We start from the raw sequence: 13436 nt of genomic DNA, 5'->3' as shown, positions 1-13436 counted from the left end.
GATGAGTCAATTGCGTTATGTCGTGGTCGAAGGGCCGATCGGCGCGGGCAAATCCTCTCTGGCGCGCCGACTGTCGGAATACTGGGGCGTGCGCCTGCTGGCGGAAGATCCCGCCGCCAACCCCTTCCTGCCGCGCTTCTACCGCAACTTGCCGGCCCACGGCCTGTCCACCCAGCTGTCCTTCATGCTGCAACGCGCCGAGATGGCCAAGAGCATGCTGGACGGCGAACTGCTGGCCAGCCCGTTGGTGTCGGACTTCCTGTTCGAAAAAGACGCGCTGTTCGCCAAGATCAATCTGGACGAGGCCGAGCTGGCGCTATACAAGCGCCTGGCGGGGCTGGCGATGCCCGAGCATCCGGTGCCGGATCTGGTGATTTATCTGCAGGCTTCCGAAGAGAACCTGCTGAGCCGGGTGGCCGCGCGGGCGGCGGAGTACGAAGTCAATTTCCCGGAAGGCTATCTGAAGCGCGTGCATCAGGCCTATAGCGAGTTTTTCCATCAGTACGAGGCCGCGCCGTTGCTGATCGTCAATACCGATCATCTGAATCTGGTCGACGGCGACGAGGACTTCGAACTGCTGATCCGCTGCATCAGCGAGGCGCGAGGCCAGCGCAACTATTTCAACAAGAGCGTCTGAGCCGCTGAGCGCTCAGAGCCGGTTTGCGATGATGCGAGCCAGGACGAGTGACGGCCTTGCGGCCGAGACGGCGGAAGGGCCCAGCCCCGTCCGCGCGTTTCGACGCCGCACTCGCCGCGCGACCTTCCTGAGGCGCAGCAGATCGTAAGCGGGTTCTAGGCGTCCCGCCGGTCGATACGGACGACTGAAACGAGGAAGAACGGGCATGAAAATTACCGTCAACACCCTGCAGAAAATGGCGCAGGAAGGGCAGAAGATCGCCATGCTGACCTGTTACGACGCCAGCTTCGCCGCCTTGCTGGAACAGGCCGGCGTGGAAATTCTGCTGGTGGGGGATTCGTTGGGCATGGTGGTGCAGGGCATAGATTCCACGCTGCCGGTGGCCGAGGAGGAAATGCTCTATCACGTGCGTTGCGTGGCGCGGGGCGCCAAGCAGGCGATGGTGCTGGGCGACATGACGTTCGGCGCCTATCAGGAAAGTCCGCAGCAGGCGTTCGCCCACGCCGCCCGCATCATCCAGGCCGGAGCGCACATGGTGAAGCTGGAGGGCGGCGCCTATATGGCCGACACCACCCGCTTCCTGGTGGAGCGCGGCGTGCCGGTGTGCGCCCACATCGGCCTGACGCCGCAGTTCGTCAACACCTTCGGCGGCTATCGGGTGCAGGGCAAGAGCGAGGAAGACGCGCGCCGCATCGTCAACGACGCCAAGGCGCACGCCGAGGCCGGCGCCAGCCTGGTGCTGATGGAGTGCGTGCCGGCCGAGCTGGCGCGCGAGATCACCGAGTCGATTTCCGTGCCCACCATAGGCATAGGCGCCGGCGTCGACGTGTCCGGCCAGGTGCTGGTGCTGCACGACATGCTGGGCGTGTATCCGGGCAAGAAGGCGCGCTTCGTCAAGGACTTCATGAACCAGGCGGGCAGCATCCAGGGCGCGGTGCAGGCCTATGTGCAGGCGGTGAAGGACAAGTCCTTCCCGGCGGCGGAACATACTTTCTGATCGGCCCGGTCCAGGACATCAAGCAATGGAAATCATTCGTACCGTGGCGCAGATGCGCGCCTGGCGTCGCCAGGCGGGCAAGCTCGCCTTCGTGCCCACCATGGGCAATCTGCATGCCGGCCATCTGGCCCTGGTCAAGGCGGCGCGCGAGCGCGCCGACAAAGTGGTGGTCAGCATCTTCGTCAATCGGCTGCAGTTCGGCCAGGGCGAAGACTTCGGCGCCTATCCGCGCACCTTCGACGCCGATTGCGACAAGCTGCGCGCCGCCGGCGTGGACGCCTTGTTCTTCCCCGAGGAACAGGAGCTGTATCCGCGCGTGCGCCAGGACTTCAACGTGGAGCCGCCGAATATCCAGAACGAGCTGTGCGGCGCCTTCCGTCCCGGCCACTTCCGCGGCGTCGCCACCGTGGTGACCAAGTTGTTCAACATCGTGCAGCCGGACCTGGCCTGTTTCGGCAAGAAGGATTTCCAGCAGCTGCACGTGATCCGCGCGATGGTGGAGGATTTGAACTCGCCGATCGAGATTGTGCCGGTGGACACCGGCCGCGCCGACGACGGCCTGGCGCTGTCCTCGCGCAACGGCTATCTGAGCGCGGAAGAGCGCGCCGAGGCGCCGCGCCTGTATCGCAATCTGACGCAGGTGCGACAGCGGCTGCAGGACGGCGACAATGATTACGCGGCGCTGGAGCAGGGCGCGCGCGACGATCTGGCCCAAGCCGGCTGGACCGTGGATTACGTGGAAATTCGCCAGGCCGACACCCTGGCGGTGGCGCACGCCGGCGAAAAACGCCTGGTGGTGCTGGCGGCCGCCCGACTGGGGCGCACCCGCCTGATCGACAACATCGAAGTGTTCCGCTGATCAGCGGACGAAGGATGCAATCATGCAGCGCAATATGCTCAAATCCAAGCTTCACCGGGTAACCACCACGCACAGCGAGTTGCACTATATCGGCTCCTGCGCCATCGACGAGAACCTGCTGGAAGCGGCCGACATTCTGGAATACGAAGAAGTGCAGATCTGGAACGTCACCAACGGCGAGCGCTTCGCCACTTACGCGATCAAGGCCGAGCGCGGCTCCGGCACTATCTCGGTCAACGGCTCCGCCGCGCGCCGCGCCGCGCCGGGGGATTTGCTGATCATCGCGTCTTTCGCCCAGTACGAGGCCGCCGAGCTGAAGGATCACCAGCCCAAGCTGGTGTTCGTGGACGCCGGCAACCAGATGACCGAGGTCAAGGGCGCGACCCCGACGCAGGCGGCCTGATCCGCTTCCGGTTTCGCCAGCCAGCGGCCGCCTTAGGGCGGCCGTTGTTTTTTTGTTGCAGCACAGCATCCATTCCGGGGCCGGAGCCGGTTTATTTCGGCTTGGCGCTTGGCGCTGGCGCAGGCGGTGAATCATATTTAAAAAGCGGCGTTGTCTGGCTGCCGGCTTGAGCCGGCCCGGCAACCGCTTCCTGATCCATCGTCAATCCAGCAGCGAGGGAGGCATCATGAGCGCAGGCCAGAATCTGACCGGGGGCTGCTTATGCGGCGCAGTGCGTTACCGTTTGCGCGCCGAGCCTTACGATGTGGTGCATTGCCATTGCAAAAGCTGTCGTCGCGCCAGCGGCGCGGCCTTCGTCACCTGGTTCACCGTACGCGTGGCCGATCTGGACTGGCGCGGGGAAAAGCCGGTGCTGTATCACTCCTCGGCCGCGGTCAGCCGCGGTTTCTGCCCGCATTGCGGCTCCACCCTGACGTATCGCCATGAGTCGGACCCGGAGGAGCTCGACATCACCGTGTCCTCGCTGGACCACCCGGAGCGGGTGGCGCCGGCCGGCCATATCTGGTGGGAGCAGCACCTGCCCTGGGGCAGCCCCGCCGCGCAACAGGAACTGCCCGTCTATCAACGCAGCGAGGCCTGAGGCGCGGTCACTTGGTTTGATGCAGCGCGCCGGGGGAGACCACCACGCCGTCTTCGTCGGCGTACAGCCAGTGCCCGGGGCTGAAACGCGTCTGGCCGAACTCCACGCTCAGATTGCGCTGGCCTTCGCCGCGCTTCACCGATTTGCGCGGGTGGGTGCCCAGCGCGCGTATGCCCAGCGCCAGCTTGTTCAGGGCGGCGGAGTCGCGGATGCAGCCGTTGATCACCACGCCGGCCCAGCCGTTGGCCACCGCCAGCACGCCCAATTGGTCGCCCAGCAGCGCGCAGCGCAGCGAGCCGCCGCCGTCCACCACCAAGACCTTGCCGGCGCCGTGCTGACTCAGCGCCTCCCGCACCAGGCTATTGTCCTCGAACAGCTTCAGGGTTTCGATGCGGCCGAAAAATCGGGCCTGGCCGCCGTAGCGTTGCAGCGAGGGCGTCAATACCTGCAATTGTTCGTCGAACTGATCGCATAGATCGGCGGTGTGAAAGTCCATGGCGGCTCTCCTGTGGCGGACGCGAAAGCTCAATCCTAACAGCGCGGGCGGTATGCCATCAAAATGAAAAAGCCGCCTGACGGCGGCTTTGGGCAATGCGGGTCGAGACGACGCTTATTCCAGCCGCAAGGGCACGAACAACACGGCCTCGTTGCGGCGCACCAACAAGGCGATATGGCCCTTGGCGCTGGCCAGCGCTTTTTCGAAGTTGGCGATGGTGGAGACTTCCACCTGGTTCAAGCCCAGGATCACGTCGCCGGCCTGCAGGCCGGAACGAGCGGCCGGACCTTGCGCCTTCTGGATCAGCAGGCCGCCGCGCACGCCCAGCTCCGAGCGCTGGTTCGGCGTCAGCTCGCTGAGCGTCAGACCCAGTTTGCCGAACTGGAAGCCTTGCGGCGAGCTTTCTTCCTGAGACTGCTGCGCGCTCGGCGCTTCCTGCGCCAGTTCCGCCAGCGTGGCTTCCAGATCCTTTTCCACGCCCTTGCGCCACACCGTCAGCTTGATCTTGGTGCCCGGCTGCAGCGAGCCGACCAGCACCGGCAGATCCTTGGAGCTTTCTATGGACTTGCCGTCCAGTTTCAGGATGATGTCGCCGGCCTGCAGGCCGGCGCGAGCGGCCGGTCCCTTGGGATCGACGCGCACCACCAGCGCGCCGCTGGGGCGCTGCAGACCGAAGGACTGCGCCAGCTCCTGGGTGACTTCCTGGATATTGATGCCCAGCTGGCCGCGGCTGACCTTGCCCTTGGCCTTGAGCTGGTCGACCACGCTCATCGCCAAATCGATGGGGATGGCGAAGGAGATGCCCATGAAGCCGCCGGAACGGCTGTAGATCTGCGAGTTGATGCCCACCACTTCGCCGCGCAGATTGAACAGCGGACCGCCGGAGTTGCCGGGGTTGATCGCCACGTCGGTCTGGATGAAGGGGACGAAGTTTTCGTCCGGCAGGCTGCGGCCCTTGGCCGAGACGATGCCGGCGGTGACGGTGTTGTCGAAGCCGAAGGGCGCGCCGATGGCGGCCACCCATTCGCCGACTTTCAAGTCCGCCGGGCTGCCGATCTTGACCACCGGCAGATCCGCCGCCGCCACTTTCAGCAGCGCCACGTCGGTGCGCTTGTCCACGCCGACCAGCTTGGCGCGCAGTTCGCGCTTGTCGGTCAGCATCACCTTGACCTGCTGGCTGTCCGCCACCACATGGGCGTTGGTCAGGATGTAGCCGTCGGCGCTGATGATGAAGCCGGAGCCGAAGGAGACGCTTTCTTCCTGCGGCTGTTCGCGCTGAGGCGGATGATTGGGGATGAAGCGGCGGAAGAAGTCGTACAGCGGATCGTCTTCCGGCACCGGAATCGGCAGATTGCTGGGTTGGGAGGCCCCGCTGTCTTCGCGGCTGGCCTGGATATTCACCACCGCCGGTCCATCGCGGCTGACCAATTGAGTGAAGTCCGGCAGCAACATGGCGACGCGGCCATCCTGTTGCGCGGGAATGGCGACCGGCGCGGGCTGGGAGTTGCCTTTGAAGAAGCGCTCGACCTTGTCGCAGCCGGACAGCAACGAGGCTGCGAGCAAGGCGCCAACCAGGGTGCGCAGATACGTTGTCACAGGCTATCCTTTTAGGTTGATGTCTATGCGGAAAATAAGGGCGGAACCGGAGTTTTTCCAGTATTTGATTCAGTTGTCTTTAATCATAACGGTTTTTGCCGGATATTCGCAGAGGTCGGCAATGACGCAGCGCTCGCATTCCGGTTTTCTGGCTTTGCAGACATAGCGTCCGAGCAGGATCAGCCAGTGATGCGCATCGACTTTGAATTCGTCGGGGATGTATTTTACCAGTTTATCCTCGACTTCTCGCACGTCTTTGCCGGGCGCGATCCGGGTGCGGTTGGACACCCGGAAAATATGGGTGTCCACCGCGATGGTGGGCTGGCCGAAGGCGGTGTTGAGCACCACATTGGCCGTTTTGCGGCCGACGCCGGGCAGCGCCTCCAGCGCCTCGCGGGTTTGCGGCACCTCGCCGCCGTGCTTTTCCAGCAGCAGGTGACAGGTGGCGATCACGTTCCTGGCCTTGGTCTTGTACAAGCCTATGGTCTTGATGAAGTTGGCCAGCGATTCCTCGCCCAGCGCCAGCATGGCCGCCGGCGTATTGGCCACCGGATAGAGCCGGCGCGTGGCCTTGTTGACGCCGACGTCGGTGGCCTGAGCCGACAACAGCACCGAGATCAGCAGTTCGAACGGGCTGCTGTATTCCAGCTCGGTGGTGGGATGCGGATTGGCGTTGCGCAGGCGGGTGAAGATTTCTTTGCGTTTGACGGCGTTCACGGCTTGTCCTTGTCTGCTTGTTCGCGGGCGGCGCGCATGGCGGCGGCGCGCTCCATCGCCTTGCGGATCAATTCGTTCTTGTCGGCCGCCGGCGCGGGCGCGGCGGAAACGGTCGGCGCGGCGGCGGGGGAGGCCGGCGCCGCGTTCACCGCCGCGCGCTCGGCCAGGCGTCTGGCCTTGTCCGCCTGATCGCGCGCTTTGCGCGCCTGCCGCCGTTCATAACGGACGCGGGCCTGGGCGGCGCGGGCCATGAGCCGCTCGCGCTCGCCGTCGGCCGGGTCGGCCACCGGCTCCAGGTCGATGCAGTCCACCGGACAGGGCGCCAGGCACAGTTCGCAGCCGGTGCATTCGGCGGCGATGACGGTGTGCATCTGCTTGGCGGCGCCGACGATGGCGTCCACCGGACAGGCCTGGATGCACAGGGTACAGCCGATGCAACTGTCTTCGCGTATCACGGCCAGCGCGCGCGGCTTGGGCTGCGGGCCGTCGGCGGCGAAGGGAATGATGTCCCGGCCCAGCAGTTCCGCCAGCGCCCGGATGCCGTCGTCGCCGCCCGGCGGGCAGCGGTTGATCGGATCGCGGCCTTCCGCCAGCGCCTCCGCATACGGGCGGCAGCCGGCGTGGCTGCATTGTCCGCACTGGGTCTGGGGCAGTAGGGCGTCTATCCTTTCGACGAGTGTGATCACGGGCATGCTGTGGGATTCCGCTTCAAAAACCGCTAATTATCGACGCTAGGGGCCGCGGCTTCAACTCCCGGCGCGGACTAGGCTTCGGGAGGTCCTTGCCGGCGCGCGCGCTTGAAGCGGGGAATCCGGCGTCGCCGGGGGCGCGGCGCGCGATTTTCGTAAAAAACAAAGCGGCGGGGCTTGGAGCGGCGCGCGGGTGCGCTATGGTGAAAATACTCACTTTTCCGGACCGCCCGCCATGAAAATCGCTCACAAAGCCGGCCTGATTTCCGCGCTGGTGCTGGCCGTGACCTTGTCGACCCTGTCCTGGATGCAATACCTGAGCGTTGCGGACAGCATACGCGCGGGTAAAGAGCAGGAAGTGACCCAGACCAGCCAGGTGCTGGCCGAGCAGATCGCCAATTGGTTGAACGGCAAGCTGGCTCAGATCCAGCTGATGTCGGAGACCATAGACGCCGGTTTCAGCAACGAGCGCATTTTGGAGGTTTTCCAGCGGCCCATGCTCAAGAACGAGTTCAAGCTGGTGTTTGGCGGCTTGGACAGCGACGGCAAGAGAATCTCCAACGATCCGTCCTGGAATCCCCCGCCCACCTGGGACGCCCGCAAGCGGCCATGGTATCCGGTGGCCAAGGCGGCCGCCGGCGTCGGCCTGACCGATCCCTATCCCGACGCCGCGTCCGGCGAGATCCTGATTTCGGCGGTGGCCAAGCTGACCGACAAGGGCGCGTTCAAGGGCGCTTTCGGCGGCGACCTCAGCCTGAAGTCGGTTTCGGACGCGCTGAACACCGCCACCTTCAACGGCGCGGGCTACGCCTTCCTGCTGTCCGCCGACGGCAAAATCATCAGCCACCCGGACGCCAAGCTGAACGGCAAGAGCGTTGCGGAGTTGTTCGGCGGCAAAGCGCCGGCCCTGGACGGCAAGGTGCAGGAGGTGGAGGTCAACGAGCAGCGCCTGATGGTGGCGTTTCAACCGCTGTCGCATCTGCAGCCGGCCAAGTGGCTGGTGGGCGTGGTGCTGGACGAGGGCAAGGTGATGGCCGAGGCCAAGCAGATAGGCTGGCGCGGCTTTTGGGGCGCGGTGATAGGCGTGCTGCTGAGCATGGTCATCCTCAGCACCCTGATGCAGCAGATCCTGCGGCGCCCCTTGCAGCAGCTCAAGCAGTCGCTGACCGAGCTCAACAGCGGCAACGGCGATCTGACGCGGCGCATAGACGAAAGCTCCCGCGACGAATTCGGCGAGGTGGCGAAGGAGTTGAACCGCTTCATCGCTTATCTGCAGCGGCTGATCGGCGATATCCGCCAGATTTCCACGCGCGTCCACCATGGCGCCGAGCAAAGCGCGGAAGAGGCGCAGCAGAGCAGCGGCGAGGCCAGCCGTCTGCAAAGAGAACTGGAGCAACTGGTGGCGTCCATCGGCCAGATGGCGGAGGCGTCCGGCGAAATGACGTCCAACGCCGGCGCGGTGGCCGAGGCCGCGAGGCAGGCGCACGAGGAAACCGGCAGCCGGATGGCGCTGGTGACGCAGTCCAGCCAGGCGATACGGCGTTTGGCCGACACCCTGGAGCAGACCTCGCTGTCCATGAACGAACTGGCCGAATTCAGCAAGAACATCGAATCCATCGTCAGAGTGATCACCGGCGTGGCCGAGCAGACCAATCTGCTGGCGCTGAACGCCGCGATCGAAGCGGCGCGGGCGGGGGAAATGGGACGCGGCTTCGCCGTGGTGGCGGACGAGGTGCGCAAACTGGCTTCGCAAACCCAGGAGGCGACGCAGGAGATCCGCAGCATGATTGAGCAACTGCAGCGCGGCGTGAACGAGGCCCGGGACAAGATGGACGAAAGCCGCGATTGCGCCAGCAACACGGTGAAGGACGCCGAGCAGATCAGCGAGATGCTGACGCGCATCCGGGACGTGATCTCCGACATCAACGCCAAGAACAGCGACATCGCCGGCGCGGTGAGCCGCCAAAGCCAGATGACGCGGGACATCAACGACAGCGCGGGCAGCATTCAGCACATCGGCCAGCGCGTCAGCGACGCGGCGCAAGTGCAGTTGCGGCATTGCCAGGGCACCGCCGCCGACGTGGCCGAACAGGACGAGATGATCGCGCGCTTCCGGCTGGAGTAGCGCTGGGACGGATAGGCGGGAGGCATGAAAAAGCCGGAGCCGCATGGCGGCTCCGGCGCGGCGAATCCGGCGTTTATAGCGGCTGTTGCAGCTGTTGCAGGATTTGCGGGTTTTCCAGCGTGGACACGTCCTGGGTGATTTCCTCGCCCTTGGCGATGGAACGCAGCAGGCGGCGCATGATCTTGCCGGAGCGGGTCTTGGGCAGGTTCTCGCCGAAACGGATATCGTCCGGCTGGGCGATCTTGCCGATTTCGTGCGCCACCCAGTTTTTCAGCTCGGCCGCCACTTTCTTGGCTTCCTCGCCCTGAGGGCGAGCGCCCTTGAGCACCACGAAGGCCACCACCGCCTCGCCCTTGACCTCGTGCGGCTTGCCGACCACGGCGGCCTCCGCCACCAGCGGATTGGCCACCAGCGCGGATTCTATCTCCATGGTGCCCAGGCGGTGGCCGGACACGTTCAGCACGTCGTCGATGCGGCCCATGATCCAGAAATAGCCGTTCTCGTCGCGGTTGGCGGAGTCGCCGGCCAGATAGTATTGGCCGTTGAACTCTTCCGGGAAATAGGTTTTCTTGAAGCGTTCCGGATCGTTCCAGATGGTGCGCACCAGGCTGGGGAAGGGCTTCTTGATCACCAGGAAGCCGCCGCGGCCCGGGTCCACCTGAGCGCCGGACTCATCGACGATGTCGGCCATGATGCCCGGCAGCGGCAGCGTGCACGAGCCGGGTTTGGTGGCCACGGCGCCCGGCAGCGGCGAGATCTGGATGGAGCCGGTCTCGGTCTGCCACCAGGTGTCGACAATCGGGCAGCGGCCGCCGCCCACGGTTTCGTGATACCAGATCCAGGCCTCGGGGTTGATCGGCTCGCCCACGGTGCCGAGCAGGCGCAGGCTGGACAGATCGTGCTGCTTGGGCAGGTCCGCGCCCAGCTTGATCAGCGAGCGGATGGCGGTGGGCGCGGTGTAGAAAATGCTGACCTTGTGCTGTTCTATCATGCGCCAGAAGCGGGAGGCGTCCGGGTAGGTGGGCACGCCCTCGAAGATGACCTGGGTGGCGCCGTTGGCCAGCGGGCCGTAGCAGATATAGCTGTGGCCGGTGATCCAGCCCACGTCGGCGGTGCACCAGAACACGTCGTTGGGCTTGTAGTCGAACACCCAGCGGAAACTGTTGGCCGCGCCCAGCAGATAGCCGGCGCTGCTGTGCTGGATGCCCTTGGGTTTGCCGGTGGAGCCGGAGGTGTAGAGGATGAACAGAGGATCCTCGGCGTTCATCCACTCCGGTTCGCATTGTTCCGGCTGGCCGCTGACCAATTGATGCCACCACACGTCGCGGCCCTCGCTCCAGGCCACCTCGTTCTGGGTGCGCTGGTAGGCGACCACGTGTTTGACGCTGTCGCAGCCGTCCATCGCCAGCGCTTCGTCCACCGTGGCCTTCAGCGGCACGCTCTTGCCGCCGCGCAGGCCTTCGTTGGCGGTGATCACCAGCTTGGCGCCGGCGTCCTGGACGCGGTCGCGCACCGCGCCGGCGGAAAAGCCGCCGAACACCACGGAGTGGATGGCGCCGATGCGGGCGCAGGCCTGCATCGCCACGACGGCCTCGATCACCATCGGCATGTAAATCACCACGCGGTCGCCCTTGCTCACGCCCAGGCTCTTCAGGCCGTTGGCGAACTGGCAGACGCGGCGGTGCAGCTCGGCGTAAGTGACGCGGGTGACCGCGCCGTCGTCGGCTTCGAAAATCAGCGCGATGCGGTTGGCGTTGACCGCCAGGTGGCGGTCCAGGCAGTTGTAGGAAACATTGAGCACGCCGTCGTCGAACCACTTGAAGAACGGCGCCTGGCTATCGTCCAGCACGCGGGTGAACGGTTTTTTCCAGGAGATCTGATCGCGCGCCAGATCGCCCCAGAACGACAGGTAATCGGCGTCCGCCTGCTCGCACAGCGTGTGGTACGCCTCGATGCCGGAGATCGTCGCCTTTTGGCGGAAATCGTCGGAAGGCGGAAAGCTGCGGGTTTCCTTGAGGACGGATTCTAGCGTGGACATAAACTTCTCCTGGATTAACGGTGTAGCGATGCCGCCGCTCCGGAACCGCTGGAGCGGCGCGGTGGGTTGTAAAGGCAGGCCGACATCCTCGGTCCGGCCTTATGTCATTGTCAATGTTTGGAGGCCCCGGACGCGCCGATGCCGGTCATCGCGCGCACGAACTGGGCTTCGAACTTGGCTTTTTCCTCGTCGGCCTGGCGGGACTTGTCCAGCACCGAGATCAGCCAGGTGGAAACGAAGGCCAGAGTCATCGAGAAGATGGCCGGGTTCTTGTACGGGAACACCGCGTGCTCGTGCTTGAGCACCTCCACCCAGACCGTCGGGCCCAGCACGATCAGCACCACCGCCGACAACAGGCCGATGAAGCCGCCGATCACCGCGCCGCGCGTGGTCAGCCCCTTCCAGAACATGGAGAGGAACAGCACCGGGAAGTTGGCCGAGGCGGCGATGGAGAAGGCCAGGCCCACCATGAAGGCGATGTTCTGTTTTTCGAACACCAGGCCCAGCACGATGGCCACCACGCCCAACACCACGGTGGTGATCTTGGACACGCGGATCTCGTCGGCCTCGTTGGCCTTGCCCTTCTTGATCACGCTGGCGTACAGATCGTGCGACACCGCCGACGCGCCGGACAGCGCCAGGCCGGCCACCACCGCCAGGATGGTGGCGAAGGCCACCGCGGAGATGAAGCCCAGGAACATGTCGCCGCCCACGGCCTCGGCCAGGTGCACCGCCGCCATATTGTTGCCGCCGATCAGCTGGGTGACGGATTTGCCGTTCTTGACCACGGTTTCCATCATGCCCGGCTGGTTCAGCACCAGCATGATGGCGCCGAAGCCGATGATGAAGGTGAGGATGTAGAAATAGCCGATGAAGCCGGTGGCGAAGAACACCGATTTGCGCGCTTCCTTGGCGTCGGACACGGTGAAGAAGCGCATCAGGATGTGCGGCAGGCCGGCGGTGCCGAACATCAGCGCCAGGCCCAGGGAAATGGAGTCGATCGGATCGGCCTTGCCCGGCGCCATGATGGCGACGCCCTTGCTATGCGCGGCCACCGCTTTTTCAAACATGACTTCCGGGCTGAAACCCACGGTGGCCAGCACCATGATGGCCATGAAGGTGGCGCCGGAGAGCAGCAGCACCGCCTTGATGATTTGCACCCAGGTGGTGGCCAGCATGCCGCCGAACAGCACGTAGCACACCATCAGCACGCCCACCATCAACACCGCCGAGCTATAGCTCATGCCGAACAAGAGCTGGATCAGCTTGCCGGCGCCCACCATCTGCGCAATCAGGTAGATGGCGACCACCACCAGGGTGGAGGTGGCGGCGAAGCTGCGCACCGGCGTCTGTTGCAAGCGGTAGGAGGCGACGTCGGCGAAAGTGTATTTGCCCAGATTGCGCAGGCGTTCCGCCACCAGAAATAGGATGACGGGCCAGCCCACCAGGAAGCCCATCGAATAGATCAGGCCGTCGTAGCCTTTTTCGAACACCATCGCGGAAATGCCGAGGAAGGACGCGGCGGACATATAGTCGCCGGCGATGGCGAGACCATTCTGGAAACCGGTGATGCCGCCGCCGGCCGCATAAAAGTCGCTGGCGGACTTGGTGCGGCGCGCAGCCCAATACGTGACGCCCAGAGTGAAGGCCACGAAGAGCAGGAACATGATGATGGCGTGCCAGTTGGTGGCCTGTTGCTTGACATCGCCCTCAATGGCCCCGGCCGCCATGGCCAAGGAGGGCAGCAGAAGGCCGGAGACGCAGGCCAGTTGCAAGACGCGTTGCTTCATTGTTTGGACTCCTCGACGATTTGCTGGTTGAGCAGATCGAACTCGGTGTTGGCGCGGCGCACATAGATGCCGGTCAGCGCGAAGGCCGAGACGATGATCAGCACGCCGATGGGAATGCCCACCGTCATGGTGGCGCCCGCGCTGACGGGATGGCCCAGCGTGGCCGGCGAGAACGCCAGCACCAGGATGAAGCCGTAGTAGATGACCAGCATGACTAGGGTGAGCTGCCAACCCAGGCTGGTTTTCTTGTGCACCAGTTCCTTGAATTTGGGGTTGGACTGCACTTTCTTGAGTATGTCCTCGTTCATTGCATCCTCCTTTGTGGTCGCGACTTGGGTTGTCGCTGCTGAAAACATAAGGGAGGTGACGGAGGCGAATCTAATCGCTTTTTTTGATGCGGAAAATTATTCAGGCCGATGATGCAGTGCAAAAAATAAATAAAATCAATA

At 64.4% G+C, this 13436-nt stretch carries 13 protein-coding genes; 6 read left to right on the top strand and 7 right to left on the bottom strand.

Annotated elements, in window-relative coordinates:
- Position 1: 1 nt before the first annotated feature.
- The 5 genes from HQN78_RS10395 (at position 2) to HQN78_RS10375 (ending at position 3536) form a co-directional block, all read left to right on the top strand.
- On the top strand, positions 2-637 hold the full coding sequence (locus HQN78_RS10395; protein WP_081545536.1) for a deoxynucleoside kinase: 636 nt from the start codon (positions 2-4) through the stop codon (positions 635-637).
- Positions 638-842: 205 nt separating this feature from the next.
- Positions 843-1634, top strand: coding sequence for a 3-methyl-2-oxobutanoate hydroxymethyltransferase (gene panB / locus HQN78_RS10390; protein ID WP_107800223.1), 792 nt, complete (start codon positions 843-845; stop codon positions 1632-1634).
- 25 nt (positions 1635-1659) lie between these two features.
- Entirely contained in the window at positions 1660-2493 is an 834-nt protein-coding gene (panC, locus tag HQN78_RS10385) for a pantoate--beta-alanine ligase (RefSeq protein ID WP_107800222.1), read from the top strand.
- Positions 2494-2515: 22 nt separating this feature from the next.
- On the top strand, positions 2516-2896 hold the full coding sequence (gene panD / locus HQN78_RS10380) for an aspartate 1-decarboxylase (RefSeq protein WP_107800221.1): 381 nt from the start codon (positions 2516-2518) through the stop codon (positions 2894-2896).
- 226 nt (positions 2897-3122) lie between these two features.
- Positions 3123-3536, top strand: a complete 414-nt coding sequence (locus tag HQN78_RS10375; protein ID WP_107801915.1) for a GFA family protein — start codon at positions 3123-3125, stop codon at positions 3534-3536.
- A 7-nt stretch (positions 3537-3543) separates the two neighbouring features.
- On the opposite strand, the gene rraA is transcribed toward HQN78_RS10375, so the two are convergent.
- From rraA to rsxB, 4 genes are all read right to left on the bottom strand, one after another.
- A complete protein-coding gene (gene rraA / locus HQN78_RS10370; RefSeq protein WP_227107638.1) occupies positions 3544-4032 on the bottom strand; it encodes a ribonuclease E activity regulator RraA in 489 nt (162 codons plus the stop codon).
- A gap of 114 nt (positions 4033-4146) precedes the next feature.
- Entirely contained in the window at positions 4147-5628 is a 1482-nt protein-coding gene (locus HQN78_RS10365) for a DegQ family serine endoprotease (RefSeq protein ID WP_227107641.1), read from the bottom strand.
- A gap of 69 nt (positions 5629-5697) precedes the next feature.
- Positions 5698-6345, bottom strand: a complete 648-nt coding sequence (nth, locus tag HQN78_RS10360; RefSeq protein WP_235089402.1) for an endonuclease III — start codon at positions 6343-6345, stop codon at positions 5698-5700.
- Positions 6342-7037 (bottom strand): electron transport complex subunit RsxB, encoded by a 696-nt coding sequence (gene rsxB / locus HQN78_RS10355; RefSeq protein ID WP_235089400.1) that lies wholly within the window; start codon positions 7035-7037, stop codon positions 6342-6344. Before rsxB ends, nth begins: the two co-directional genes overlap by 4 nt.
- 232 nt (positions 7038-7269) lie before the next feature.
- Here rsxB and HQN78_RS10350 point away from each other — a divergent pair, with 232 nt between their 5' ends.
- Positions 7270-9159, top strand: a complete 1890-nt coding sequence (locus HQN78_RS10350) for a methyl-accepting chemotaxis protein (protein WP_107800218.1) — start codon at positions 7270-7272, stop codon at positions 9157-9159.
- Between the two features lie 73 nt (positions 9160-9232).
- Here the strand turns inward: HQN78_RS10350 and acs are convergent, their stop codons facing one another.
- The 3 genes from acs to HQN78_RS10335 all read right to left on the bottom strand — a co-directional run bounded on the left by acs (position 9233) and on the right by HQN78_RS10335 (position 13295).
- Positions 9233-11197, bottom strand: coding sequence for an acetate--CoA ligase (gene acs, locus HQN78_RS10345; protein ID WP_107800217.1), 1965 nt, complete (start codon positions 11195-11197; stop codon positions 9233-9235).
- A gap of 110 nt (positions 11198-11307) precedes the next feature.
- Entirely contained in the window at positions 11308-12987 is a 1680-nt protein-coding gene (locus tag HQN78_RS10340) for a cation acetate symporter (RefSeq protein ID WP_107800216.1), read from the bottom strand.
- Positions 12984-13295: a DUF485 domain-containing protein gene (locus tag HQN78_RS10335; RefSeq protein ID WP_107800215.1), complete on the bottom strand. Its 312-nt coding sequence runs from the start codon at positions 13293-13295 to the stop codon at positions 12984-12986. The genes HQN78_RS10340 and HQN78_RS10335 overlap by 4 nt, the downstream gene beginning before the upstream one ends.
- Positions 13296-13436 lie beyond the last annotated feature (141 nt).

Source organism: Chromobacterium sp. Beijing (assembly GCF_021496765.1).
In the GTDB taxonomy this organism is placed as follows: Bacteria; Pseudomonadota; Gammaproteobacteria; order Burkholderiales; family Chromobacteriaceae; genus Chromobacterium.
The sequence above is the reverse complement of the archived record's forward strand: the minus strand, read 5'-3'. Positions and strand labels throughout refer to the sequence as shown.